The 24,301-nt window shown below is 68.7% G+C and carries 23 protein-coding genes, 1 tRNA gene, 1 pseudogene and 1 riboswitch; of the genes and pseudogenes, 18 read left to right on the top strand and 7 right to left on the bottom strand.

The window, feature by feature from the left end; genetic code table 11:
* Positions 1-14 precede the first annotated feature (14 nt).
* The 10 genes and pseudogenes from AB4Y75_RS09545 (at position 15) to AB4Y75_RS09500 (ending at position 9,429) form a co-directional block, all read left to right on the top strand.
* A complete protein-coding gene (locus AB4Y75_RS09545) occupies positions 15-692 on the top strand; it encodes a MazG nucleotide pyrophosphohydrolase domain-containing protein (RefSeq protein ID WP_441435626.1) in 678 nt (225 codons plus the stop codon).
* Positions 693-862: 170 nt separating this feature from the next.
* On the top strand, positions 863-2,143 hold the full coding sequence (eno, locus tag AB4Y75_RS09540; RefSeq protein ID WP_441435625.1) for a phosphopyruvate hydratase: 1,281 nt from the start codon (positions 863-865) through the stop codon (positions 2,141-2,143).
* A 146-nt stretch (positions 2,144-2,289) separates the two neighbouring features.
* Positions 2,290-3,057 carry an FtsB family cell division protein gene (locus AB4Y75_RS09535; RefSeq protein WP_441435624.1) on the top strand — a complete coding sequence of 256 codons (768 nt, stop codon included), beginning with the start codon at positions 2,290-2,292 and terminating at the stop codon, positions 3,055-3,057.
* Between the two features lie 59 nt (positions 3,058-3,116).
* Positions 3,117-3,767 (top strand): annotated as a pseudogene (locus AB4Y75_RS09530) (DUF501 domain-containing protein); the annotation flags it as partial.
* 15 nt (positions 3,768-3,782) lie between these two features.
* Complete coding sequence (locus AB4Y75_RS09525; RefSeq protein WP_441435779.1) at positions 3,783-4,748, top strand: Ppx/GppA phosphatase family protein; 966 nt, start codon at positions 3,783-3,785, stop codon at positions 4,746-4,748.
* A gap of 69 nt (positions 4,749-4,817) precedes the next feature.
* Positions 4,818-6,305: a S8 family serine peptidase gene (locus AB4Y75_RS09520; protein ID WP_441435623.1), complete on the top strand. Its 1,488-nt coding sequence runs from the start codon at positions 4,818-4,820 to the stop codon at positions 6,303-6,305.
* Positions 6,306-6,359: 54 nt separating this feature from the next.
* Positions 6,360-7,772, top strand: coding sequence for an NAD(P)/FAD-dependent oxidoreductase (locus tag AB4Y75_RS09515; RefSeq protein WP_441435622.1), 1,413 nt, complete (start codon positions 6,360-6,362; stop codon positions 7,770-7,772).
* A gap of 231 nt (positions 7,773-8,003) precedes the next feature.
* A tRNA-Leu gene (locus AB4Y75_RS09510) sits at positions 8,004-8,080 on the top strand.
* Between the two features lie 29 nt (positions 8,081-8,109).
* Positions 8,110-8,673, top strand: coding sequence for a pyridoxamine 5'-phosphate oxidase family protein (locus tag AB4Y75_RS09505; RefSeq protein ID WP_441435621.1), 564 nt, complete (start codon positions 8,110-8,112; stop codon positions 8,671-8,673).
* A 162-nt stretch (positions 8,674-8,835) separates the two neighbouring features.
* The gene (locus tag AB4Y75_RS09500; RefSeq protein WP_441435620.1) at positions 8,836-9,429 is read left to right on the top strand and encodes a dihydrofolate reductase family protein; all 594 of its coding nucleotides are present in this window, start codon (positions 8,836-8,838) and stop codon (positions 9,427-9,429) included.
* A 70-nt stretch (positions 9,430-9,499) separates the two neighbouring features.
* Here the strand turns inward: AB4Y75_RS09500 and AB4Y75_RS09495 are convergent, their stop codons facing one another.
* Positions 9,500-10,327 (bottom strand): aldo/keto reductase, encoded by an 828-nt coding sequence (locus tag AB4Y75_RS09495; protein WP_441435619.1) that lies wholly within the window; start codon positions 10,325-10,327, stop codon positions 9,500-9,502.
* Between the two features lie 37 nt (positions 10,328-10,364).
* Positions 10,365-11,561, bottom strand: coding sequence for an MFS transporter (locus AB4Y75_RS09490; protein ID WP_441435618.1), 1,197 nt, complete (start codon positions 11,559-11,561; stop codon positions 10,365-10,367).
* A 116-nt stretch (positions 11,562-11,677) separates the two neighbouring features.
* Between AB4Y75_RS09490 and AB4Y75_RS09485 the strand changes: the two genes are divergently transcribed.
* Positions 11,678-12,130: a MarR family winged helix-turn-helix transcriptional regulator gene (locus AB4Y75_RS09485; protein WP_441435617.1), complete on the top strand. Its 453-nt coding sequence runs from the start codon at positions 11,678-11,680 to the stop codon at positions 12,128-12,130.
* Positions 12,131-12,282: 152 nt separating this feature from the next.
* Entirely contained in the window at positions 12,283-13,311 is a 1,029-nt protein-coding gene (locus AB4Y75_RS09480) for an FUSC family protein (RefSeq protein WP_441435616.1), read from the top strand.
* 3 nt (positions 13,312-13,314) lie between these two features.
* Here the strand turns inward: AB4Y75_RS09480 and AB4Y75_RS09475 are convergent, their stop codons facing one another.
* Together AB4Y75_RS09475 and AB4Y75_RS09470 are read right to left on the bottom strand one after the other, a co-directional pair.
* Entirely contained in the window at positions 13,315-13,650 is a 336-nt protein-coding gene (locus tag AB4Y75_RS09475; RefSeq protein ID WP_441435615.1) for a DMT family transporter, read from the bottom strand.
* The gene (locus tag AB4Y75_RS09470; RefSeq protein WP_441435614.1) at positions 13,651-13,965 is read right to left on the bottom strand and encodes a DMT family transporter; all 315 of its coding nucleotides are present in this window, start codon (positions 13,963-13,965) and stop codon (positions 13,651-13,653) included.
* 12 nt (positions 13,966-13,977) lie between these two features.
* Positions 13,978-14,041: riboswitch (guanidine-III (ykkC-III) riboswitch) on the bottom strand.
* A gap of 122 nt (positions 14,042-14,163) precedes the next feature.
* Here AB4Y75_RS09470 and AB4Y75_RS09465 point away from each other — a divergent pair.
* Complete coding sequence (locus AB4Y75_RS09465) at positions 14,164-15,090, top strand: Bax inhibitor-1/YccA family protein (RefSeq protein ID WP_441435613.1); 927 nt, start codon at positions 14,164-14,166, stop codon at positions 15,088-15,090.
* 181 nt (positions 15,091-15,271) lie between these two features.
* Here the strand turns inward: AB4Y75_RS09465 and galK are convergent, their stop codons facing one another.
* Positions 15,272-16,477: a galactokinase gene (galK, locus tag AB4Y75_RS09460; RefSeq protein WP_441435612.1), complete on the bottom strand. Its 1,206-nt coding sequence runs from the start codon at positions 16,475-16,477 to the stop codon at positions 15,272-15,274.
* Complete coding sequence (galT, locus tag AB4Y75_RS09455; protein ID WP_441435611.1) at positions 16,474-17,661, bottom strand: galactose-1-phosphate uridylyltransferase; 1,188 nt, start codon at positions 17,659-17,661, stop codon at positions 16,474-16,476. Before galT ends, galK begins: the two co-directional genes overlap by 4 nt.
* A gap of 148 nt (positions 17,662-17,809) precedes the next feature.
* Here galT and AB4Y75_RS09450 point away from each other — a divergent pair, with 148 nt between their 5' ends.
* The 5 genes from AB4Y75_RS09450 (at position 17,810) to ilvA (ending at position 23,609) form a co-directional block, all read left to right on the top strand.
* On the top strand, positions 17,810-18,742 hold the full coding sequence (locus AB4Y75_RS09450) for an aldose 1-epimerase family protein (protein ID WP_441435610.1): 933 nt from the start codon (positions 17,810-17,812) through the stop codon (positions 18,740-18,742).
* Positions 18,743-18,855: 113 nt separating this feature from the next.
* Positions 18,856-20,340, top strand: a complete 1,485-nt coding sequence (locus tag AB4Y75_RS09445) for a WXG100 family type VII secretion target (protein WP_441435609.1) — start codon at positions 18,856-18,858, stop codon at positions 20,338-20,340.
* A 161-nt stretch (positions 20,341-20,501) separates the two neighbouring features.
* A complete protein-coding gene (locus AB4Y75_RS09440) occupies positions 20,502-21,005 on the top strand; it encodes a hypothetical protein (protein ID WP_441435608.1) in 504 nt (167 codons plus the stop codon).
* Between the two features lie 80 nt (positions 21,006-21,085).
* Positions 21,086-22,381 carry an AI-2E family transporter gene (locus tag AB4Y75_RS09435; RefSeq protein WP_441435607.1) on the top strand — a complete coding sequence of 432 codons (1,296 nt, stop codon included), beginning with the start codon at positions 21,086-21,088 and terminating at the stop codon, positions 22,379-22,381.
* On the top strand, positions 22,371-23,609 hold the full coding sequence (gene ilvA, locus AB4Y75_RS09430) for a threonine ammonia-lyase (protein ID WP_441435606.1): 1,239 nt from the start codon (positions 22,371-22,373) through the stop codon (positions 23,607-23,609). The genes AB4Y75_RS09435 and ilvA overlap by 11 nt, the downstream gene beginning before the upstream one ends.
* 100 nt (positions 23,610-23,709) lie before the next feature.
* Here ilvA and AB4Y75_RS09425 read toward each other — a convergent pair whose 3' ends face one another.
* Positions 23,710-24,243 carry a hypothetical protein gene (locus AB4Y75_RS09425; RefSeq protein WP_441435605.1) on the bottom strand — a complete coding sequence of 178 codons (534 nt, stop codon included), beginning with the start codon at positions 24,241-24,243 and terminating at the stop codon, positions 23,710-23,712.
* Between the last annotated feature and the right edge of the window lie 58 nt (positions 24,244-24,301).

Genomic DNA, 24,301 nt, shown 5'->3' with positions numbered 1-24,301 from the left:
GGAAGGCACGGACCATGGAGACGACAGTGGGTGCGGGGGAGAGGACCGAACGGCTCCTCGACTGCGTCGCAGCCCTCCGCGCCCACTGCCCGTGGACCCGTGCCCTCACGCATGAAAGCCTCCTCGAGTACCTTCTCGAGGAGGCTCATGAGGTGGTCGAGACCGTGGAGGGCGGCGCGGCGTCGCCGGAGGAGCTGGCCCAGGAACTCGGGGACGTGCTGCTGCAGGTGGTGCTGCACTCCCGGATCGCCGAGGAGGACGGCCGGTTCGCCTTCGCGGACGTCGCCGAGGGCCTCCGTCTCAAGTTGGTGCGGCGCAACCCGCACGTGTTCCACCCGGACGGCAGCCTCCGTGACAGTTTCCCGGCCACGGTGGAGGAGATCGAGGCCCGCTGGGACGCCGTGAAAAAGGCGGAGAAACCCCAGCGGGAGTCCGTCTTCGAGGGTGTCCCGGAATCGCTCCCGGCCCTCGCCCGCGCGGCCAAACTGCTGTCCCGCGCCCGGCGGGACGGCGGCGCGCTGGTGCCTCCGCCGTCGTCGTCGCCCGTGGAATTCGAGGACGAGGAAAGCCTCGGCGAGGTGCTTCTCGCACTGGTCGCGGACGCCCAGGAATGCGGGCTCGACGCCGAACGCGCCCTCCGTGCCGCACTGCGCCGCCGGGAGCCCAGGAAGTCCGTGTCTGAACAGCGCTGATCAGCAGCCTGCGACGGCCGCGTTAATAGTCCCGTCCCGGGAGGAATGCGCCGGAGCCCTGCGCTAGGCTTGAGGCGGGACGAGGCCGTCCTGCACCGCACGGCCCATCCACGACTGAGTGAGCGATGTGTCACACGGTGATACGTCAGCTGAAGAACAGGAGCTTTTCCATGGCGCTCATTGATGCCATCCACGCCCGCGAGATCCTCGATTCCCGTGGCAACCCGACCGTTGAAGTTGAAGTCCTCCTGAGCGATGGCTCCCTGGGCCGCGCCGCGGTTCCCTCCGGCGCCTCCACCGGCGAGCACGAAGCCGTGGAACTGCGCGACGGCGACAAGGACCGCTACCTCGGCAAGGGCGTCCAGCTGGCCGTCGACGCCGTGATCGACCAGATCGGCCCGGCCCTGGAGGGCTTCGACGCCACTGACCAGCGCAGCATCGACGCCGCCATGATCGAACTGGACGGCACCCCGAACAAGGGCAAGCTCGGCGCCAACGCGATCCTGGGCGTCTCCCTGGCCGTCGCCAACGCCGCCGCGGCTTCCGCGGACCTCCCGCTGTACAAGTACCTGGGCGGCCCGAACGCCCACGTGCTGCCCGTGCCGCTCATGAACATCCTCAACGGCGGCTCCCACGCCGACTCCGATGTGGACATCCAGGAATTCATGGTGGTCCCGCTCGGCGCCGAGACCTTCTCCGAGGGCCTCCGCTGGGGCGTCGAGGTCTACCACAACCTCAAGTCCGTGCTGAAGGAGAAGGGCCTGGCCACCGGCCTGGGCGACGAGGGCGGCTTCGCCCCGAACCTCCCCAGCAACCGTGCCGCTCTGGACCTGATCCAGGAAGCGATCGTCCGCGCCGGCTACACCCCGGGCAAGGACATCGCCCTGGCCCTGGACGTCGCCTCCTCCGAGTTCTTCGAGAACGGCACCTACCAGTTCGAGGGCAAGTCCCTCACCGGCGAGGAGATGAGCGCCTACTACGCGGAGCTCGTCGACGCCTACCCGCTGGTCTCCATCGAGGACCCGCTGGACGAGAACGACTGGGACGGCTGGAAGCACCTCACCGACACCCTCGGCGACAAGGTCCAGCTGGTGGGTGACGACCTCTTCGTCACCAACCCGGTCCGTCTGCTCGAAGGCATCGAGAAGGGCACCGCGAACTCCCTGCTCGTCAAGGTGAACCAGATCGGTTCCCTCACCGAGACCCTGGACGCCGTCTCCCTGGCCCAGCGCTCCGGCTACACCACGATCACCTCCCACCGCTCCGGCGAGACCGAGGACACCACGATCGCGGACATCGCCGTCGCCACCAATGCCGGCCAGATCAAGACCGGTGCTCCGGCCCGCTCCGAGCGCGTCGCCAAGTACAACCAGCTGCTGCGCATCGAGGAGGAGCTCGCCGACGCCGCCGTCTACGCCGGCCGTGCCGCCTTCCCGCGTTTCAAGGGCTAAAGCCCGGACGCTGAACGGAACGGCGGTTATGGTTGAGGAACCATGACCGCCGTTCCGGCGTTTAACCCCTGGCAGGCGCCCTTCCCTGCCGTGGTGCGGGCACCGGCCGGCACCACGCCCCCGACCTGACTTTCGAGGTGATCACCGTGGCGACCCGCCGCCCCAAGGTTCCGCGCGCGACACTGCTCGACGGCGGCGCCTCCACGACGCGCAAGCCGGCATCCCGCGCCGGGGCCGCCGGCTCGGAGGAGAACCGGGCGCACGGCACCCGCGCGGAGGGTTCCCGGATTGAAGCCGAACGCACGGTCGCGGACTTCACCGCCAAAGCCCGGGAGAAGAACGCCGCAGGACACGGTTCCGCCGCCTCAGGGGCCGCCCCGAGGACTCCAGGAAAGCCGAAGCCGTCCGGTGGCGCCTCCGGGGGGACCGCCGCGGCCAAGGCTTCGCCCGGCTCCGGCGCCAAGACCTCCGGCACGGCGAAGGCGGGTGGGAAGGCCGATGGCAAGGCCGCAGCCGAACCCACTCCGGTTCCCGCGCGCGCCTTCTCCGGCCGGCTGCTGGCGCTGGGCCTGGTCATGCTGGCGATCACGGTGCTTCTGGCGCCCACGGTCAAGAACTGGTGGGATCAGCGCCAGCAGATCGCGCAGCTGCAGGAGGACATCCGGACCAAGCAGGCGGACCAGGAGGATCTGCAGAAGCAGATCGTCCGCTGGCATGATCCGGCCTACGTCCAGCAGCAGGCCCGAGACCGCATTAACATGGTGATGCCCGGTGAGATCGGGTACTGGGTCTTCGGGAAGGAAGGCGGCACGGCCGGGATGAGCGCTCCGGAAGGTTCCGCCACCACCCCGGTGCCTGGAGACACCCCCTGGACCCAGAAGTTCCTGGAATCCGTCCGGGAAGCCACCAAGTAGCACGACCTTCCTGGGCCTTGAGCCCCAGGCCTGAACAGTCGCAGTGAGGATTGACGAAGATGAGCGCAACGGCGCACCAGCCCACGGGCGGCGAGGACCGGACGGTCACCGGACAGGACCTGGACACGCTGAGCCGCCAGCTGGGCCGGCCGGTTCGCGACGTCGTGGAGATCTCCGCACGCTGCGTGTGCGGCAATCCGCTGGTGGCCGCCACGGCACCGCGCCTGGGCAACGGCACGCCGTTCCCCACCACGTTCTACCTGACGCACCCCGTCATCACCTCCGCCATCTCGCGGCTCGAGGCGACGGGCCGGATGAACGAGATGAACGAACGCCTCGCGCAGGATCCCGAGCTGGCAGCTTCCCACCGCGCCGCCCACGAGGCCTACCTGGCGGCCCGCCGGGAGATCGGCCGGATCAGCGGAGTGGGCGAGGTCCCGGAGATCGACGGGATCTCCGCCGGCGGCATGCCCGAGCGCGTGAAGTGCCTCCACGTCCTGGCCGGACACTCTCTGGCCGCGGGCCCCGGCGTCAACGTCCTGGGCGATGAGGCTCTGGAGGGCATCTCCGAGTGGTGGACCGTGGACCGCTGCTACTGCGACGGCGCCTGGGACACGAGCGGCCAGGCACCCGAGAAGGACCTGAGCCGCCACGGACCGCAGGGCCGTCCCGATCTGGTGGGCCGCCCCGCGCCGCGCCGCTCCACCACCCGCCGTGTCGCCGCCATCGACTGCGGCACCAACTCCATCCGGCTCCTGGTGGCGGATCGTGATTCCAAGGGCCGCCTGAAAGACGTGGTCCGTGAGATGCGTGTCGTGCGCCTGGGCCAGGATGTGGACAAGACCGGTGAATTCGCGCCGGATGCCCTGGAACGCACCTTCGCCGCGGCCGGGGAATACGCCCGGCTGATCGCCGAGCACCCGGTGCCCGCAAGCGAATCCGCCGACGGTGAGACCACGCCCCTGACATCTGCGGACCTCCGCTTCGTCGCCACCTCCGCAAGCCGCGACGCCCGCAACCGCCAGGTGTTCGTGGACGGCATCCGGGAGCGTCTCGGCGTGGAACTCGAAGTCATCAGCGGTGACGAGGAGGCCTCGCTGTCCTTCGCCGGCGCCGCGAGCGTCCTGCCCCCGCGCGGTGAGGAGCTGACCCTCGTGGTCGACCTGGGCGGCGGCAGCACCGAGTTCGTCCTGGGCAACGACGACGGCGTGCAGGCCGCACGCAGCGTCGACGTCGGCTGCGTGCGCCTCACGGAGCGCCACCTCCGCAGCGACCCGCCCACCGCCGAGGAGATCGCCTCCGCGGAAGCCGATGTGAACGCGGCCCTCGACCTCGCCGTCGAGACGGTTCCGCTCGGCCGCGCGAGTGCCGTGGTCGGCGTCGCCGGCTCCATCACCACCATCACCGCTCACGCCCTGGGGCTGGAGCAGTACGACTCCTCCCGGATCCACGGCTCCCGACTGAGTTTCGACGCACTGCGCCGGGCCTGCGACAGTCTGCTGGGGATGACCCGGGACGAACGCGCCGCCCTGGGGTTCATGCACCCCGGCCGGGTGGACGTCATCGGGGCCGGGGCTCTCGTCTGGCGCACCGTGCTGAATCGGCTGGAAGAACTGAGCGACGGACGCCTCCAGGAGGCCGTGACCAGCGAACACGATATTCTGGACGGAATCGCCCTCAGCATCGCCTGAGGGGCTTCGCCCGGGACGGCCGGTTGCGGGAGTGACTGGACGGACCCCGAGACGGAACGACGGGAGCACATGAGGGCACAAGACGCGAACCGCGCACGAGGACGGGGCCGGTGTGTCCGAAGCCTGACGACGGCACTGGTGCTGACCATCGCCGCCTCGCTCTCCCTGGCCGGGCCCGCGCAGGCGGACAGCATCCGGTCCGGCGAATACTGGCTGGACGGATACGGCGTCACCAAGGCCTGGAAGGAGAGCCGCGGAGCCGGGGTCAAGGTGGCGATCATCGACTCCGGCATCGACACGGCTCATCCGGATCTCAAGGGTTCCGTGGTGGAGGGGACGGACGTCTCCGGCGCCGGGAACGCCGGGGGCACCAAGAGCATCGGGGCCAAGCCGGAGCACGGCACGCTGGTGGCCAGCCTGCTGGCGGGCCGCGGCCATGGCACCCGGCCCAAGCCGACGTCGTCGCCCACCCCCGGCAAGGCCGCGCCCACCGTGCAGAACATGGGCACCGGGCCGGACGGCATGGTGGGTGTGGCCCCGGAGGCGCAGCTCCTCTCCGTCTCCACGTGGCTCGGCTCGCCGAACCCCGCCGGCAAGTCGGACGAGGACCAGATCCCGGAGGCGGTGCGCTGGGCGGTCGACCACGGCGCCAAGGTCATCAACATCTCCCTGGGCAGTTCCTCGCCGGACTGGCCGCAGAGCTGGGACGCCGCCTTCCTCTACGCGGAACAGAAGGACGTGGTGGTGGTCGCGGCCGCCGGTAACCGGGGGAGCGGCAACATCCAGGTGGGCGCGCCCGCGACCATCCCCGGCGTCGTGACGGTGGCCGGACTGGACCGGAAGAACACGGCCAGCCAGGATTCGTCCTCGCAGGGCATCAGCATCGCCGTGGCGGCTCCGGCCGAGGAACTGGAAGGCGCGCTGCCCGGCGGCGGCTACGCCACCTGGAGCGGGACCTCCGGCGCCGCCCCCATCGTGGCGGGCGTGGCCGCGCTGATCCGCTCCAAGTACCCGGAGATGAGTGCCAAGCAGGTCATCAATCGGATCGTCACCACGGCCAAGGACGTGGGGGAGCCGGGCCGTGATCCGCTGTACGGCTTCGGCATCCTGGACGCGGAGAAGGCCCTCACCGCCGACGTCCCCGAGGCGCAGAGCAATCCGCTGGGAACCATCTCGGATTGGATCCGGGTGCACCGTCGGGGTGGCGAGCCGAGCCAGAAGCCCCCGGCGGGCGCCGGCAACCTCATGCCGCAGCAGCCCGTGTCCGACCCCGCCCCGCCCGTGGCGAAGGCCGCGGACGGTCTGGATTCGGCCCTTCCGGGGACTCTGGTGGTGGGCTTCTCGGTGCTCCTGCTGGCGATGCTCGTGGGCGCGGTGCTGCACGTCAGGGCGGTCGCACGCAGGGAGGCCGGCGAGTCCGCGTCCGCCCCGTCCGCAGAGGCGACGGCTGGTGAGGTGCCTGCCGGGGCGCCAGCCGGCACTGCCGTCCCGGCCCGTGAGGAGGCCTCGGATGCGGCCTCCGAAAAGGCGTCCGGGGGCACCGCCGCGGGGGGCTGATCGGACGCGTTCACACTATGTGAATGTTTTCACAAACTGCGCTATCCTGGGTGTATGGCAATCACTCAGCAGCCCCTTGCTCCCCAATTGCAGGACCGCCCGCGCGTTCTCGTCGTCGGCGGCGGCTACGTCGGACTGTACGTAGCGCTCAAGCTTCAGAAGAAGATCGCGAAGGCCGGTGGCATCGTCACCGTCGTCGATCCGCTTCCCTACATGACCTACCAGCCGTTCCTCCCCGAGGTGGCCGGTGGCAACATCGAGGCCCGCCACGCCGTGGTCTCCCACCGTCAGCACCTCAAGGAGACCGAGCTCATCCAGGGCCGCGTCACCGCGATCGACCACGCCAACCGCAAGGCCGTCGTGGCCCCCGCGGACGGCGGCGCTCCGTTCGAGATCCCGTACTTCGACGTCGTGCTGGCCGCCGGCGCCATCACCCGCACCTTCCCGATCCCGGGTCTGGCGGACAAGGGCATCGGCCTGAAGACCATCGAAGAGGCTGTGGCCCTGCGCAACCAGGTCCTCAGCAAGATCGAGCTGGCCTCCACCATGACCGATCCGGAGAAGCGCAAGGCCGCTCTGACCTTCGTGGTCGTCGGTGGCGGCTTCGCCGGCATCGAGGCGATCACCGAGCTCGAGGACATGGCCCGCCAGGCCGTCCGCGAGAACCCGCGCGTCGACCAGAGCGAGATCCGCTTCGTGCTCGTCGAGGCCATGGGCCGCATCATGCCCGAGGTCACCGCCGAGCAGGCCGAGTGGGTCGTCGAGCACCTGCGCAGCCGCGGCATCGAGGTGCTGCTGAACACCTCCCTGGCCGACGCCGAGGACAAGCTCAAGCTCATCAACATGGCGGACAAGTCCCCGTCCGGCGAGTTCGCCGCGGACACCCTCATCTGGGCCGCCGGTGTGCAGGCCAACCCGATGGTCCGTTCCACCGACTTCCCGCTGGAACCGCGTGGCCGCGTCCGCGTGCTGCCGGACCTCCGCATCGCCGGTGATGAAGGCATCATCGACAACGCCTGGGCCGCCGGTGACGTCGCCGCTGTTCCGGACCTCACGGGCAAGGGCCTGCCGGACGGCACCTGCGTGCCGAACGCCCAGCACGCTCTGCGTCAGGCCAAGGTTCTCGCCAAGAACCTGTGGGCTTCCCGCTGGGACAAGCCGATGCACGATTACAAGCACAAGAACCTCGGCGCCGTGGCCGGTTTCGGCTCCTGGAAGGGTGTCGCGAACATCAACCTGCTCGGCCGCATCGGCCTCAAGGGCTGGCCGGCCTGGCTCGCCCACCGTGGTTACCACGGCATGGCGATGCCCACCTTCGAGCGCAAGTTCCGCGTGGTCGGTGGCTGGTTCCTGAGCCTGTTCGCAGGCCGCGACGCCACCCAGCTCGTGGATCTGGACAACCCGCGCGCCGCCTTCGAGGCTGCCGCCCGTCCGGCCCCGAAGCCGGCGGAACCGGCCGCCAAGTAAGCCTTCGGCCTCCGGGAGGAGGCACGGCTGCCGCTTGCCAGCGCCCGACGGCGCCGCTCACCGTTTCGGTGAGCGGCGCCGTCGTCGTTTCCGGGGGTTTTTCGGCTTGCGTGCTCAGTTGTTGCGGGTCCGGGGCTTCAGAACCCGCAACAACTGAGCACACAAGGAGCGACGACGGCGGAGGCACCGGATGTGCCATGGTGAGGGGCCGCACGGATAGGATGGATCCGCGCCCCAATAGCCCAATTGGCAGAGGCAGCGGACTTAAAATCCGCTCAGTCAGGGTTCGAGTCCCTGTTGGGGCACCAGTGTCCGCCCCCCGTGCGACCATGAGGTCATGGCGAAGCAGTATGAACAGCTCAACGACCGGCTGACGGACTTCATCCGTGAGCAGCAGATGTTCTTCGTCGGGACGGCCGCCCGGGACGGGCGGGTCAACGTCTCGCCCAAGGGCCTGGATTCCCTGAGGGTTCTGAGCCCGGAGCGGCTGGTCTGGCTCAACGGCACCGGCAGCGGCAACGAGACCGCAGCCCATCTGCTGGATACGCCGCGGATGACCGTGATGTTCTGTGCATTCACTGGGAAGCCGAACATCCTGCGCGTCTATGGAACGGCCCGGGCCGTGCATCCCGGCGAGCACGAATGGGACGGCTTGGTGAGTCTTTTCCCGTCCCTGCCGGGCGCGCGGAACCTGTTCGTCCTGGACATCGACCTGGTCCAGACGTCCTGCGGCTTCGGGGTGCCGCTCTACGAATTCCAGGAACAGCGGACACTGATGGACTCCTGGGCCGAGAAGAAGGGTGAAGAGGGGCTGCTCGCCTATCAGCAGGAGCGGAACCGCGTCAGCATCGACGGCTTCCCGACCGGTCTTCCCGAGGCGGAGGTGATGCGGGAGGGGTGACTCGGCCGGGTCCAAGGGCCAACCGCACCGGCTCTGGTTTTCCGGAGCGGGCCGGCCTTACGATGACAGTCCCTGGGCCGACGCGAACAGACGCTCGTTCCGGCTGAGGACACCATCGCCGCGTCGTCGGCACCATCCATCCGATCTGCCGGAGGTGAGGGCATGGCCGCCCGATTCGTGTACTGGATGAACGTTTCGCTGGACCTGATGATCGAGGGCGAACCAGGGGAGCAGGGCGGTGGCGACTGGATGCGCATCGGTGAGTCCCTGCACCGCGAGTTCAATGCACGGGCGCGTGCTCTCAGCATGGACGTCTCCGGCCGGGTGATCTACGAGACGATGGAGTCGTTCTGGCCGGACGCGCGCACCGACACCTCGCTGCCCGACTTCCTGCGCGAATACGGTGAGATCTGGACCGACGTCCCGAAGGTGCTCGTCTCCCGGACCCGCACGAGCGCCGACCACAACACCAGGATCATCGGCGGGGACGACGCGATCGCGCAGCTCGCCGCGCTCCGGGCCGAGGAGAGCGGCGACATCGGCGTGGGCGGCGCGAACCTCGCCACCCAATTGCTGAACGCCCGGCTCCTGGATGAGCTGATGATCTTCACCCATCCGGCGATCCTGGGCCGCGGGCGCCCGCTCTTCGACCACCTGGACGAACCGCTGCAGCTGGAGCTGCTGGAGCAGGCGTCCTTCGAAGCGGGCGTGACCCTGCACCGGTACGCCGTGCGCGGGGCGATTCAGGCGGACTAGGGGACTTTGGACGTCCCCCGTGCAGGAGACGGCGATCACCGCTGCCCCCGCACGGAGTTCACATGGGGAATCAGCCGTTGAACGTGGCCGGGTGCGGCCCGGTGCGGCCGTCCTTCTCCAGGGCGTCGACCGCGCGGAGTTCCTCGGCGCTCAGCTCGAAACCGAAGACGTCCAGGTTCTCCGCGATGCGCGACGGCGTGACGGACTTCGGGATGACGACGCGTCCCTGCTGCAGATGCCAGCGCAGGATCACCTGGGCCGGGGTGCGGCCGTGGGCCTCCGCGATCGCCAGCACGGACGGATCCTTCAAGGCCGCCCCCTGGGCCAGCGGGCTCCACGCTTCCGTGACGATGCCGTGTGCGGCGTCGAAGTCCTGAACGGCGAGGTTCTGCAGTGCGGGATGCAGTTCGACCTGGTTGACGGCGGGCACCACGGCGGCTTCGGTGAGCAGCTGCTCCAGGTGGCCTGGCTCGAAGTTGGAGACGCCGATCGCCCGGACACGGCCGTCGGCGTAAAGCTTCTCCAGAGCCTTCCAGGTCTCGATGAAACGGCCGTTCGCGGGCGCCGGCCAGTGGATCAGGTAGAGGTCCAGGTACTCCAGGCCGAGCTTCTCCAGGCTGGCGTCGTACGCCGCAAGGGTCTCCTCGAAACCCTGGTCCGCGTTCCAGACCTTGCTGGTGATGAAGAGTTCGTCCCGGGTGATGCCGGACTCGGCGATCGCCTGACCCACGCCGCGCTCGTTGCCGTAGATGGCAGCGGTGTCGATGCTGCGGTAGCCGGCCTTGAGCGCTTCGGCGACGGCCGCCGTCGTCTCCGCATCCGGGACCTGGAAGACGCCGAAGCCGAGCTGCGGCATCTCGACACCGTTGTTCAGGGTGACGGTGGGGGTGGTGGTCATCGTGTGTTCCTCCTGGGGATGGGGTGGTGTGGCGAGCTCAGGCGGTGGCCTGGGCCCGATCGGAATCGGCAGGGAGCACGGCGGGCTGTTCCCTGCGGGCTTTCAGGGTGGCGATGATCATGATGACCAGCGCCGGGACGGTGATCAGCGCACCGGTCCAGACGGGGGAGGCGTATCCGAGACCCGCTGAGATCGCCAGGCCACCGGCCCACGCTCCCAGCGCGTTGCCGACGTTGAAGGCGCCGATGTTGGCGCCGGAGGCCAGGGTGGGCGCCCCTCCTGCGTACTGCATGATGCGGGACTGCAGGCCGGGGACGGTGCCGAAGCCGAAGCCGCCCATGACGAAGAGCGCGACGGCGGCGACCCACGGAATCGACGCGAGCAGCCCGAAGAGGATCAGGGTCACGAGGAGGCCGGCGATGAAGAAGGTCAGGGTCCGGTCGATGTCATGATCGGCGAGACGCCCGCCGATCCAGTTGCCCACGAACAGCCCGAGCCCGGAGAGCACGAGCAGCCACGGCACGGCGCTGCTCGGGTAGCCGGAGACTCCCGTGAGGGTGTACGCCATGTAGGTGAAGGCGCCGAACATGCCGCCGTAGGCGAGGATCGTCACGATGAGGGAGAGCCAGACCTGTCCGTTGCGGAAGGCGGTGAGTTCGTGGCGCAGGCTGGGCGCCTCGCCGTCGCGGTGCAGGGCGGGAACCAGCAACGCGATGCCGACGAACGCGACGACGCCGGTGGCGGAGATGACCCAGAAGGTCGAGCGCCAGCCGAACTGCTGGCCCAGCAGGGTGCCGAAGGGGACTCCGAGCACATTGGCCGCGGTCAGCCCGGTGAACATGATGGCCACGGCCTGGGCCTTCTTGGCGGGTGCGACGAGACCGGACGCGACCACCGATCCGATGCCGAAGAACGCTCCGTGGCAGAGGGCCGCGAGAATACGCCCCGCGAGCATGACCTCGTAGCCGGGGGCGATCGCGGAGAGCGTGTTGCCGATGATGAACAGGCCGAGCAACCCGAGCAGCACGGGCTTGCGGGGGAGTCGGGTGGTTGCTGCGGTGAGCAGCAGAGCGCCGACGGTGACGGCGAGGGCGTATCCGGAGATCAGCCATCCGGCGGTTGCCTCGGAGACCACGAAGTCGCTGGCGACCTCGGGCAGCAGCCCCATGATGACGAACTCGGTCAGCCCGATCCCGAAGGCGCCGACGGAGAGCGCGAGAAGACCGATAGGCATGGTGGTGAACACTCCTGCTAGACTGAATTTTAGTTGCGCACGCTGGTTATTGCGTTTGCAGATGCAATAGTTGCACACGCAAGCAATTGGCGCAAGCCGAGTCTTCAGGAGGTCCCATGAGCATCGACGACGACGCCGTCGAGGTGCGTGCCCAGGGCTGGCGCACCCTCGCCGCGCTGCACGGTGTGATCGAGACGGGACTGGAACGCGCCCTCAGTGCCGAGGTGAAGCTGTCCGTGGTCGAATACACCGTCCTGGACGCCCTCAGCCGCCAGGACGGCTGGCACATGCGGATGCAGCAGCTCGCCCGCGCCACCGCCCTCAGCGCCAGCGCGACCACCCGCCTGGTGACGCGTCTGGAGGACCGCGGCCTGCTGACCCGGATCCTCTGCGCCGACGACCGCCGGGGGATCTACACCGAGCTCACGGCGGCCGGGCGGGACCTGTACGAAAAGGCGAAACCCGTTCATGACGAAGCGCTCGAGCGCATTCTCGACGACGCCGGCGAGCACCGGGAACTCGCGGCGCTCGTGGCCGCGCTGCACGAGGTCTCCCGGGCAAGCGCCTAGTCCACATCCGGCCGCGCCGTGACCGGTTCGCCCGCCGCGCCGCGAGAGCCCTAGGATTTCCCTGACGGGGATCGTGAGGATCCCCGAGGTGCAGGGCGGGGCCGGCACGGCCGGGGTGGAACCGGCGGGCGGTCTCAGCAGGAAAGGCTTCGGTGGGCACACTCCTCAGTTCGGGCCGTGGATTCTTCGCCACAGGGCCGGCCGGAAACCACGGGGTCGCCGCGGTGCGCGTGGCACTCAGTGTGGCGATCCCCATGCTCACGCTCCTGGCGATCGGCCACACCGAATGGTCCATCTATGCGGTGTTCGGCGCCTTCACCAGCATGTACGGACGGGGCGAGCCGCACCTGTGGCGAGTGGTCCATCAGCTGGAAGCATCGGCCCTCCTGGTCTCAGCCGTCCTGATCGGCACGGTGCTGGCCCACCTGCATGCCCCCACGGCCGTCCTCGTGCTGGTCGAAGCCTGTTTCGCGGCGCTCGGCTCGGTGGCCGCGGATGCCGCGGACCTCAATCCCGTGGGACCGTTCTGGGCCCTTTTCGCCCTCGGAGCCTCGGCCTCCGTCACGCATCCGATGCCGCTCTGGGTGCCGTTCGTCGTGGGAGGAGCCTCCTCGGCCGTAAGCCTCGCGCTGAGCCTGCTGGTCTGGCGTCTGGCCCCGGACGCCGCCGTGGGCGGCCGACGCTTCAGGATTTCCAGTCCCTGGCGCGACGGCGTGATCCTGCGTCAGGCTCTCCGGTACTTCGTGGCGGTCGGTGTCGCAGGCGTGATCGGCATCGCGAGCGGCTGGGGACACCCCTACTGGGCCATGGCGTCGGCCGCGATCCCGCTGGCCGCGGGCGCGCTGAGCGCCCGGCTGCGGCGCGGCGTGCACCGGATTCTGGGAACCCTGGTGGGCATCGGGCTGACGGCGCTGATCCTCTGGCCGCAGCCGTCCACCCTGCTGCTGGTTCTGCTCATCCCGCTCCTGCAATTCCCGTCGGAGCTGTTCATGAGGAGGAATTTCGGCCTGGCGCAGACCTTCCTCACCCCCGTGGTCCTGCTGGTGACGCTGCTCTCCAACCCGGGCGATCCGGTTCCCGTGCTTGCCGACCGTGCGCTGGAAACGCTGCTGGGCGCCGTCGTCGGCATGACGGTGGCGGTGCTGCTGCGCGAACGGCCGCAGCCCGCCCCCGACGCCTGACCGTCAGTGGCCGTCCGGTGAGCTGGACGGCAGCAGCTTGAGGCCTCCCACCGCCGCGATGATCCCTCCGATGAACAGCAGCTTCAGCGGGCTGGCGCTCTCGGCGCCCGTGGCCATGGCATACCCGACGGTCAGGGCCGCCCCGACGCCCGTCCAGACCGCATAGGCGGTGCCCATCGGGATGTGTTTGGCGGCCCAGCCCAGGCCGATCATGCTCAGCACGAGGGCGACGGCGAAGACGGCGGTCGGCCCCGGCTGCGTGAAACCATGGGACAGGCCGAGAGCCGTGGCCCAGACGGCTTCCATCAGGGCGCTGGCCAGCAGGACGATCCACGGCATTCAGCTCACCGCCTTGAGTCCGACGACGCTGCCGACCAGAAGCGCGAGCAACGCGATCCGCGCCACCGTGGCCTTCTCCTGGCGGGTGATCATGGCCCAGACGGCCGTCAGGCAGGCGCCGATCCCCACCCAGACGGCGTAGGCGGTGCCCACGGGCAGTTCCCGCATGGCGTAGGCGAGGCCCACCATGCTGGCGATCGAGGTGATGACGAACAGGGCCGCCGGCTTCCATTTGCGGAACCCCTGGGACGCCGCGAGGGCCGAGGCCCACACCGCCTCCAGGACTCCGGAGATGATCAAGACAATCCATGCCATGGCAGGGTTCTTCCTGAGTCAGTCTTGTCCTGTGCGGGTACTGCTCCCTCGTCCGCAGGCCGGTCAGGGCCTCCCGACCAGTCTAGTCAGAGCGGGTTCACGGGCAAGCCAGGACAGGTCCGGGAACTTTTCCACCGGCCGGTCGTTGGACTTGGTAGCTTGGAACTACTCGCACTGAACGTCCAGGAGGGATGAGAGATGGCTGCCGGAGGCAACCCGATCTTCAACGGCAAGAACTTCCGTGGCGCGCTGCAGGCGCCGCCACCCCCGAACATGATGAACCCGTATGGCCAGCAGGCCCCGGGTCAGAACGGCTATGGCCAAACCGGTTATGCCCAGACCGGTTACGCACAGCCCGGCCAGGCGCAGTACGGCCAGCAGCAGCTCTCCGCCGAGCAGCTTCAGCAGATGTACTCGCAACCGTCCGCCGGCCCCGCGCAGACCGGCCGGATGACCTTCGACGATGTGATCGTCAAGACCCTCCTGTGCCTCGGCGCGGTCCTGGTCGGCGCTGCGATCACCTGGTTCACCAGCCCCGGCCTGGCCCTCGGCCTCATGGTCCTGGGCGCGCTGGGCGGCTTCGCCCTCGCGATGGTGAACACCTTCAAGAAGGAACCGGTCCCGGCCCTCATCCTGGCGTACGCCGGCTTCGAGGGCCTGTTCCTCGGCGGCATCACCAAGGTCCTGGAGATGCGACTGCCCGGCATCGGCCTCCAGGCCGTCCTGGCCACGCTGGCCGTCTTCGGCGTGACGCTGCTCCTCTTCACCTCGGGCAAGGTCCGCGCGACCCCCAAGATGATGCGCTTCTTCCTCATCGCGATGATCGGCTACGCGGCGTTCAGCCTGATCAACTTCTTCCTCATGATCTTCGGCGTGGTGAAGGATCCGTGGGGTCTGCGCGGCATGACGATCGGTGGCATCCCGCTGGGTCTGATCATCGGAGTGGTGGCCGTGATCCTGGCGGCGTTCTCCCTGATCATGGACTTCACGAACATCGAGGCCGGCGTTCACAACGGCGCTCCGGCCCGGTACTCCTGGACTGCGGCGTTCGGCCTGACGGTCACCCTGGTGTGGCTGTACGTCGAGCTGCTGCGTCTGATCGCGATCCTCAGAGGCAACGACTAGTTCCCTCCGCGGGTCCCGGCAGGGACCTGGCCGGCAGACGACGACGGCGCCGTTCACCCGGAAGGGGAGCGGCGCCGTCGTCGTTGGCGGGCCGAGTCCGCTATTCAGGGCGTGAATCCGCTACATCGTGTAGCGACCTCACACCGTGGACAGCGGACTCGGTGGGCAGGGGCGCACCTGGTCAGGCCAGTCGGCGAGCACCCTCCGCCGGCGTCACTGTGAAGAGGCGGGGTTCCCCGAAGCCCGCGGAAGCAAAGGCGTCGAGGACCGCCTGACGCACGTGGTCTTCGAGGGCACGGGGCGTGAGGGCGATGGCCGAGCCGCCGAAGCCGCCCCCGGTCATCCGGGCGCCGATCGCGCCGGCGGTCCGGGCGGAGTCCACGGCCAGGTCAAGCTCCGGGCAGGAGATCTCGAAGTCGTCCCGCATGGAGACATGGCTGGCATCCAGGAGCGGGCCGATGGCCTTGGCGCCGTCGGACGTCAGCACCGCGACGGTTTCGAGCACGCGGGCGTCCTCCGTGACCACGTGCCGGACCCGCCGGAATGTCAGATCGTCCAGCAGGTCCTCGGCGCCGGCCAGGTCCTCCGGACCGAGATCGCGGAGCGCGGGCACCCCGAGGGCCGCGGCTCCCGCCTCGCAGGCCGCGCGGCGACTGGCGTACCCGCCGTCGCTGTGGGAATGAGCCACGCGGGTGTCGATGACGAGCATGACCAGATCGTCCGCTTCGGCGTCGAAGGGGATGAGCTCGGCATGCTGATCGCGGCAGTCCAGAAAGACGGCATGACCGCGCTCGCCGCGGAGGGACGCCGATTGGTCCAGGATGCCGGTGGGTGCCCCCACGAAGTCGTTCTCGCCGCGCTGCGTCAGCAGCACGAGGTCCTGGGCCGTGAGGGACGCTCCGGACAGCTCAGTCAGGGCGGTGATGGTGGCGCACTCGATGGCGTGGGAGGAGGAGAGCCCGGAGCCGAGCGGGACGGTGGAATCCAGGTACAGCTCGAAACCCGGAACGGTCACGCCGGACTGTTCCAGGGCCCACGCGACGCCGAGTGGATAGCTCGCCCAGCCGTACTCGCCGCCCGGCTCGAGGTGGTCCAGATCGAATTCGAGGGCGCCACCCGAACCCTGTGACCCCGAACCCTGTGCGGAGAGCAGCCGGACCGTGCGGGACTCCGGGAGGGCGCGCACCGCCACGCGGGCCTTGAGGTCGATGGCGAAGGGCAGGACGAAGCCTTCGTTGTAGTCCGTGTGCTCGCCGATGAGGTTCACCCGGCCGGGCGCCATCCACACGCCGTCGGCATCGTGGCCGAACGCCTGGCGGAAGGCTGCCAGGATGTCCTGCTGCCCTGCCGTCTGCTGCCCGGGGGACTCCGTGCTCTGCGAGGTCATGAACGGGCTCCTTCGGGGATGATGGCGGGCGCGGGAACGAGCGGGGCGGAGACCTGTCTCGCAGGCCGGGGTGCGGCGCGGTATGGGGAGACGGACTCCCGGAGCCGCGCGGCCACGGATTCCGGAGTGACGTCGTTGATGAAGGCGCCCATGGCGGCCTCGGACCCCGCGAGGTACTTCAGCTTGTCCGCGGCGCGGCGCGGCGAAGTCAGCTGGAGGTGGAAACCCATGGACTCACGATAGCCACGGAGCAGCGGGGCCTGATGCCACGCCGCGATGTACGGGGTGGGGGAGTCGTACAGGCCGTCCACCCGGCCCAGCAGATCCAGGTAGAGCGTGGTCAGTTCGTCACGTTCCGCTCCGGTGAGGTCGGCGAAGTCCGGCACGTGCCGGTGCGGCGCCAGGTGGATCTCGAGAGGCCAGCGTGCGGCGAACGGAACATAGGCGCTGAAGAGTTCGCCTTCCAGGACCATGCGTGAGCCCGCCTCACGCTCCCGGCGGACCACGCCCTCCAGGAGCGTTTCGCCTCCGGGCCGCCCGGAGCGGTACTCCACCGCGGTCCGCGCCATGGCTTCGGCCCGTGGCGTGACATACGGATAGGCGTAGATCTGGCCGTGGGGGTGGTGCAGGGTGACCCCGATGTCCGCGCCGCGGTTCTCGAACGGGAACACCTGCCGGACGCCGCTGAGCGCCGACAGTTCTCGGGTGCGATGGGACCAGGCTTCCACGACCGTGCGGGCGCGCTCCCAGGGCAGTTCCGCGAAGGAACCGCTGTGTTCGGGGGTGAAGGTGACCACTTCGCAGCGCCCGCTGGCCGGAGCCAGTGTTCCCCAGCCGGGGCTCGAGGGGATGTCCCCCAGCACGGGACCCAGGGAGGGGAAGCGGTTCTCGAACGCCACCACTTCGTAATCCTCCGCAGGGATCTCCGTGGCGCGCCCGGGGGTGCTGGGACAGATGGGGCATTCGTGGGCCGGGGGGAGGTGCGTGCGGCTCTGGCGGTGCGCGGCGACGGCCACCCATTCGCCGCTCAACGCGTCGTAGCGGACCTCTCCGGAACCGTCGGGGCCCAGGTCCCGCTGAGGAAGGTCACGGGCGTCCGGGACGTCCGCGGTGCGGCCCGGAGCGGCATCGAAATAGATGATTTCGCGGCCGTCGGCCAGATGTGAACGTGTCACCGATGTCATGGCTGCCCTCGCTTCCATCGCCCGCTCTCTCGGGCACTGATCAGACTCTAGCAAAGAACGAATAATTTCTAACAAAAAGGAACATTAATGATCGCGTCACCTGGGAGAAGTCATTTGCCCGGGGCCGCTCTGCCGGTACGGTGTTGCCATGCCTGAAACTCCCAGCAGCCCTGTCCTCCGGTGCGCCAGCGGCACCCAGTACCGCCTGCAGCGCGGGCGGGCGACCGCCGTCGTCACGGAACTCGCGGCGGCCCTTCGCGAGTACACCGTGGACGGGGTCCTCCTCACCGAGACCTTCGGCGACCATCAGATCCCGCCCGGAGCCTCCGGCATCACCCTGGCGCCCTGGGCCAACCGGGTGGAGGACGGGACATGGACGCTGAACGGCAGCGTCCAGCAGCTGGACATCACCGAAGTCTCCCGCAACAACGCCAGCCACGGCCTCCTGCGCAACGCCTCCTACTCCTGCCTGGAACAGAGCGGGACGCGGGTGGTCCTCGAAGCGACGGTCTTCCCGCAGCACGGCTACCCGTTCCTCGTGCGGCACCGTGTGGCCTACGAACTGGAGGAGACCGGAGCGCTGCGCGTCACCCAGACGCTCCTCAACGACGCCGACGCCGCGGCCCCGGTCGTCCTGGGCGCCCACCCCTACCTCCGGCTGGGCGAGCTCCCGGCCGGTGATCTGACGGTCACCGTGCGTGCGGACAGCTGGCTGGAGACCGACGAGCGGCTGATTCCGCGAGCCCAGCGGCCCGTGAGCGGCGGCACCGACCTGCGGGCCGGCGTCGTGCTCGCCGATCTGGACACGGACACCGCGTACACCGGACTGGAGCGGGACGAGGCGGGCGTGGCCCGTACCGTGCTGAGCGGTTCCGACGGCCGGTCCGTCACGCTGTGGCAGGACCGCGCCTGCGGCTATGTGCACATCTACGCCACGGGAGGCTTCGACGGACGGGCGAAGGCGCTCGCCGTCGAACCGATGACCGGCCCCGCCAACGCCTTCAATTCGGGGGATGGCCTGCATTGGGTCCAGCCGGGCGAGGAGTTCAGCATGAGCTGGGGGATCGAAGCGTCCTGGTGAGCCGGTCCTCGTGACCGCCGCCGCGATGGGGAGCCGTCCCCATCGCGGCGGCGATGATCGATCCCTAGGATGGTCACAACGGCCACGGCGGCCGTTCAGGACGGGGAAGACTGATGGGTGGAGGGTTCTACGGCGCGGATGTGGCGCAGCTTCGTGCGTTGGCCAAGGCGATGTCCTCGGCATCCCAGAAGCTGCAGCTGTCCGCTCAGCAGCTGGGGTCCGAAGTGAATACCGCAGCCCATACCGGTCCCGATGCCGCGCGTTTCCGGCAGCAGTGGCAGAGCGACCACCTGCCGTTGCTCCAGCGGACGATCGTCGCGCTCAAGGCCTCCGCGCAGCTTCTCCAGGTTCAGGCGGACGAGCAGGAGACCGCCAGCACCTCGCCGGGCGGAACCGGTGGTGGCGGCGCGCCCGGCTACGACGCCACGGCCGCGCAGGACCTTCAGGACCGGCTGAAGGGGATGACCCCTGCCGAACGCGAGGCTTATCTGGCGAGCGACGAGTTCAAGCGCTGGGCCCTGGAACACCCCGAGGAGGCCAAACGGGTTCTGGACGCCGCCGCGGATTCCGGGCTGATCGACAAGCAGGCGCCGGGATACAGCACCTTCCTGAGCGACTACTGGAACCAGCAGGCCATGCGTGAGATGGGCATCGACCCGTCCAAGTGGGATCCTTCCAAGGGCACCGCCTACAACTGGGAGATCATCAAGAAGGTCTATGAGTACTACGGCAAGGCGTTCCTTGCCGACCCCCGTCTGCAATGGGCGGGTATGGCCAACATGATCGGGCCGTCCTTCGCCGGCGGCTTCCATGACATGGCGATGATGCGTTCCGTGGCGCAGGAACTTCTCAAGAACATCCCGGCCGGATTCCCCTCGCAGGAGCTCCAGTCCCTCCGCACGGTGGCGGCGCTGAGCGATGCCGAGGTGAAGGCCTACGAGACCCAGATGCTCTCCATGAACAAGGAGATCTTCCTGGACCAGGCCCGGCAGCATCAAGCGTTCATGAACGGCGGGCTGGACGAGATCCATCGGCTCAGGGACGCCGGTGTCATCGACCCGAGGACTTCGCAGGCGTGGGATCAGATCGCCTCCGGTGATCCGGAGCAGCTGAAAGCCGGCAACGGTTTCCTGCTCTACCGTGAGCAGAACACGATCATCGCCGACGACTACGACACCATGAGGAGCAAGGCCACCGGCCCGGCGGTGACCTGGTTGATCACCCTTGCCGGTGAGCCGTCCATCCCGGGGGCGAAGAGCTACCCCGAGGTGTTCCCGTACAAAGTGCACATCGAAAGCCCGGGACCCCACCACATCCCGTTCACCCCATTGGACAACCCTCTCCAGGGGTCGGTCGACTTCACCACGGGATTGCCGGACGGAAACATCTCCATCCGGGAGGACCGCTGGAATCTCATCAGCAAGGACACCCTTCCCGCCTATCAGGAACTGCTGGCCTCCAATCCCGAGAAGGCCCGCGAGATCATCGCCTCCGACTTCGACCAGCGGACGCAGGACGCTCGCCCGACCCACAACATTCCTCAGATCGCCGAACGGATCGCCAAGGGATTCGTTCATCTGCCGGAGTTCAGCCAATGAGACCATTCCCGGAGCGGCGTCCCCATCCCGTCCCGCCCAGGATTCGTCGAGCGGTACTGGGTGCTGTGGCTTCGCTCAGCCTCGCCCTCGTCCTTCCGGCCTGCGGTGTCACGATCGACACCCCTGGCCACGACCACACCTCATCCACCCAAGGAGCTCCGGTGACTGGAAATTCCACTCTCGACCAGGCGGGGATCGCCAAGATCAAGGCCGACCGTGTCGCCACGTTCGACCTCTCTTCGGGTCACCTGAGCCGGAGTGCTGCCGGGCTGCCCGAGGGAATGCAGTCGCCGATGGTCGATCTTGCGGGCCAGGGCAAGATGCGCCTGACCATCAAGGCGCCGCGCGGCACGATCGAGGCGCAGACGGACGTCCTGAGGGCACTGATCTTCGAGGGCCAGTCGGACGTCGACACCGTGACCTACTTCCTGACCGCCGAGACGAAAGATGATTTCCTGGCGCTGGCCCGGTCCGGGACGGCCTATGGGATCGATGGCGCTGCCATCGACAAGTGGGCCAAATCGGTGGAGGACTCACCCACGGGACGCCACTATTTCGTTCTTCCGGCAGGGGAGTCGACCGGATTGCGCGTGGTCTACGATCTCCGTTTCGACTTCGACAAGAAGACCCAGGTCATCATCGTCACGGTCAACCCGCTGCCTTGACGGCGAATGTCACGCGGCCCACACCGCCCGGCATGCGAACCTGATTTCCAAATAGGGGGCGCCTGCGCCACGATTGATTCATGTCAGGAGAAGCCAAGAACGGTCAGTCAGTGGTGCCCCGTCCGACGCGCGGCAGGGAACTCGATGAGGACATCCCGTACGGCATCCGGATCGCCGCGGCCTGGTCATGGCGTGTGGGGGTCATCCTCCTCGCCACCGGCGCACTCATCTGGCTGCTGTCCAAGGTCAGCTTCCTGATCATCCCGCTTCTTCTGGCGGCGCTCCTCACCGCCCTGCTGAACCCGGTGGTCGGCTGGCTGAGCAGGCACAAGATCCATCGCGGGCTGTCCGTCGCGGTGACGCTCGTGGGCCTGATCGGCATCGTCACCGTCACCCTGATCTTCGTGGGCCGCCAGGCCACGGTGGGCTTCAAGGAGCTCTGGGGCCAGGCCCTTGAGGGCATCAAACAGATCCAGGGATGGCTTCAGGACGGGCCGTTGCATCTCACCGCTGACCAGCTGGACGGCTACATCCGCAACGTCGTGGACGCCGTGCAGAACCAGAGCAGCACCATCCTCACGGGCGCCCTGAGCGTGGGCAGCGGCGCCGGGCACATCGCCGCCGGGCTGCTCCTCACCCTGTTCATCCTGATCTTCTTCCTCCTCGAAGGCCGCCAGATCTGGGGCTTCATCAGCCGCTTGGCTCCCCGGAAGGCCCGTCCGGCCATTTACGGCGCCGGCAACAAGGCCTGGATCTCGGTCGGGAACTACGTGCGGATCCAGGTGTTCGTGGCCGCCGTCGACGCGATCGGCATCGGCGTCGGCGCGGCCGTGATCGGCGTGCCGCTGGCGCTGCCCCTGGGCCTGGCCGTGTTCCTCGGCTCCTTCATCCCCGTGGTGGGCGCGCTCGTCACCGGTGCGGTGGCCGTGCTCCTGGCCCTCGTGGCCAATGGCCTGGTGAACGCCATCATCATGCTGGCGATCGTCCTCGCCGTGCAGCAGCTCGAGAGCCACGTGCTGCAGCCGCTCGTGATGGGCAAGGCCGTCTCACTCCACCCGGTGGGCGTCATCCTGGCCGTCGCCGCAGGCTCCTTCCTGGCGGGCATCCCCGGCGCCCTGTTCGCGGTGCCGATCCTCGCCGCCCTGAACACCGCCATCCGGTACATCGCCGGGCGCGGGTGGGACGACGACCCCGGGCTCAGCAGCCTGGACCGCACGACGACGCCGGCCACCTCCGACGAGGAGATCGCCGACGCCGCGGGGGAGACGTTGTCGTCGTCCGCTGAAGAGCACACTGAACTTCCGGCCCCCGTGAGCGGGCCGGAGACGCAAGAGAAACCGAACAATTCCAAGGAGGCGGCCAGTGATGACCACTGAGGCCCTACCCGTCACGCTCCAGGACGTAGTCCGCGCACAGGAATTGCTCGACGGCGTCATTACCGTCACGCCCATCGAGAAGTCGCGGGCGCTGTCCCGGATGGTGGGCGGCGACGTGGTCTTCAAGTGCGAGAACCTGCAGCGCGCGGGGTCGTTCAAGGTCCGTGGCGCCTACGTGCGCATGGCCCGCCTGAGCCCGGAGGAGAAGGCCCGAGGCGTCGTCGCGGCGTCGGCCGGCAATCACGCTCAGGGCGTCGCCTCCGCAGCCAAGGCCCTCGGGATCAAGGCCCGCATCTACATGCCGCTCGGCGTGGCCCTGCCCAAGCTGGCGGCCACCCGTGGCCACGGTGCCGAGGTCATCCTGCACGGCCACAACGTGGATGAGGCCCTCGCTGAGGCTCAGCGTTACGCGGAGGCCTCCGGAGCCGTGTTCGTGCACCCGTTCGACAACGTGGACGTCGTGGCCGGCCAGGGGACCATCGGCCTGGAGATCCTGGACCAGGTGCCCGACGTCGACACGATCATCATGGGCGTCGGCGGCGGCGGTCTGCTGGCCGGCGTCTCCGTGGCGATCAAGGAGCGCGCCCGCCAGCTGGGCCGCGAGATCCGGGTGATCGGGGTGCAGGCGGAGAACGCCGCCGCCTACCCGCCGTCGCTCGCCGCGGACGCCCTGGTGCCGCTGAAGAAGGTGTCCACCATGGCCGACGGCATCGCCGTGGGCCGTCCGGGGCAGCTCCCGTTCAGCATCATCCGCGAACTGGTCGATGACGTGGTCACGGTCAGCGAGGATGCCCTCGCCCGCGCGCTCATCTTCCTGCTGGAACGCGCCAAGATGGTCGTTGAACCGGCCGGCGCCGTGGGCGTGGCCGCGCTCATGGAGGGCCGGATCGAGAATCCGGGCAAGGTGGCCGTGATCCTCTCGGGCGGCAACATCGACCCGATGCTCATGCTCAAAGTGATCCAGCGCGGTCTCTACGCGGCGGGCCGCTTCCTGACCGTGCGAATCCTGCTGGATGACCGCCCCGGCTCCCTGGCCACCATCTCCCGCATCATCGCCGAGCACGACGCCAACGTCACGGGTGTGGACCACACCCGCGTGGGCGGCTCGATCAGCATGGGCGACGTGTCCATCACCGTGGACCTCGAGACCAAGGGCCACGAGCACTCCGAGGTGGTGCTCAACGCCCTGCGGGCCGAGGGTTTCCAGCCGATCGTGGTGCACTTCTAGCCCCACCTTCAATCGACTGCTCCGTAGATGTCGTTTTGGCCGCTCAAAACGACATCTACGGAGCAGTCGACGGGGGAGTGGGGTGGCGCGGTCGCGCGATTCAGTCCAGCAGGGTCCCGGGCGGAGCCTCGGTCACGACGAGTGCCCACTCCGAACCCGCGGGTGCCGTGACTTCGAGCCCCATGGTTCCACTGGTCGGGGCTGGCATCGCGAAGTCCAACGACCCGGTGCGCCCCGGCGGCAGGCAGGCTCCGGTCGAGCCCCAGGCCCCCATCTGCGCGCCGGTCGGAACGACCCTGACGTTCCCCTCGCCGCGGCATTGGACGGTGACCATCAGTGCGCGTGCCCCGATTCCGGGAACGCTTCCCCTCCACGAGGTCGCGGTCATGTGCTCCACCTTCAGGAACACCTTGGCCGTCGGGCCTGGAGTGCCGATGACCACGGGCTCCGTGGACGGCGTTCCGGGGCGCGACGGGGACGCGGCCGGAGCCGGGTCCGTGAAGGTGGCTGTCCGGCGCGGAATGGCCGTCGCATCCGGCGACGCCACGCATCCCGCAAGCAGCGGCACCAGCAGCAGTATCACCGTCACCAGCCCGCGCCGCATGTTCCTCATCGCGGTATTCGCCCCCACCATGACCCGAGTGTAGAGGCGCCGGAGTACGCCGTCGAGGGCTCCAGCCGATCGTGGTGAG

It is taken from the genome of Arthrobacter sp. RAF14, from assembly GCF_052114185.1.
GTDB lineage: Bacteria > Actinomycetota > Actinomycetes > Actinomycetales > Micrococcaceae > Arthrobacter_E.
Note: the sequence above shows the minus strand (reverse complement) of the source record. Positions and strands in the feature narration are given on the sequence as shown.

Bases quoted from the DNA above. Each gene is read 5' to 3' on its own strand.
- AB4Y75_RS09545 (WP_441435626.1), top strand. From the start codon at position 15: ATGGAGACGACAGTGGGTGCGGGGGAGAGGACCGAACGGCTCCTCGAC.
- eno (WP_441435625.1), top strand. From the start codon at position 863: ATGGCGCTCATTGATGCCATCCACGCCCGCGAGATCCTCGATTCCCGT.
- AB4Y75_RS09520 (WP_441435623.1), top strand. From the start codon at position 4,818: ATGAGGGCACAAGACGCGAACCGCGCACGAGGACGGGGCCGGTGTGTC.
- AB4Y75_RS09515 (WP_441435622.1), top strand. From the start codon at position 6,360: ATGGCAATCACTCAGCAGCCCCTTGCTCCCCAATTGCAGGACCGCCCG.
- AB4Y75_RS09505 (WP_441435621.1), top strand. From the start codon at position 8,110: ATGGCGAAGCAGTATGAACAGCTCAACGACCGGCTGACGGACTTCATC.
- AB4Y75_RS09500 (WP_441435620.1), top strand. From the start codon at position 8,836: ATGGCCGCCCGATTCGTGTACTGGATGAACGTTTCGCTGGACCTGATG.
- AB4Y75_RS09495 (WP_441435619.1), bottom strand. From the start codon at position 10,327: ATGACCACCACCCCCACCGTCACCCTGAACAACGGTGTCGAGATGCCG.
- AB4Y75_RS09490 (WP_441435618.1), bottom strand. From the start codon at position 11,561: ATGCCTATCGGTCTTCTCGCGCTCTCCGTCGGCGCCTTCGGGATCGGG.
- AB4Y75_RS09485 (WP_441435617.1), top strand. From the start codon at position 11,678: ATGAGCATCGACGACGACGCCGTCGAGGTGCGTGCCCAGGGCTGGCGC.
- AB4Y75_RS09475 (WP_441435615.1), bottom strand. From the start codon at position 13,650: ATGCCGTGGATCGTCCTGCTGGCCAGCGCCCTGATGGAAGCCGTCTGG.
- AB4Y75_RS09470 (WP_441435614.1), bottom strand. From the start codon at position 13,965: ATGGCATGGATTGTCTTGATCATCTCCGGAGTCCTGGAGGCGGTGTGG.
- AB4Y75_RS09465 (WP_441435613.1), top strand. From the start codon at position 14,164: ATGGCTGCCGGAGGCAACCCGATCTTCAACGGCAAGAACTTCCGTGGC.
- galK (WP_441435612.1), bottom strand. From the start codon at position 16,477: ATGACCTCGCAGAGCACGGAGTCCCCCGGGCAGCAGACGGCAGGGCAG.
- galT (WP_441435611.1), bottom strand. From the start codon at position 17,661: ATGACATCGGTGACACGTTCACATCTGGCCGACGGCCGCGAAATCATC.
- AB4Y75_RS09450 (WP_441435610.1), top strand. From the start codon at position 17,810: ATGCCTGAAACTCCCAGCAGCCCTGTCCTCCGGTGCGCCAGCGGCACC.
- AB4Y75_RS09445 (WP_441435609.1), top strand. From the start codon at position 18,856: ATGGGTGGAGGGTTCTACGGCGCGGATGTGGCGCAGCTTCGTGCGTTG.
- AB4Y75_RS09435 (WP_441435607.1), top strand. From the start codon at position 21,086: ATGTCAGGAGAAGCCAAGAACGGTCAGTCAGTGGTGCCCCGTCCGACG.
- ilvA (WP_441435606.1), top strand. From the start codon at position 22,371: ATGACCACTGAGGCCCTACCCGTCACGCTCCAGGACGTAGTCCGCGCA.
- AB4Y75_RS09425 (WP_441435605.1), bottom strand. From the start codon at position 24,243: ATGGTGGGGGCGAATACCGCGATGAGGAACATGCGGCGCGGGCTGGTG.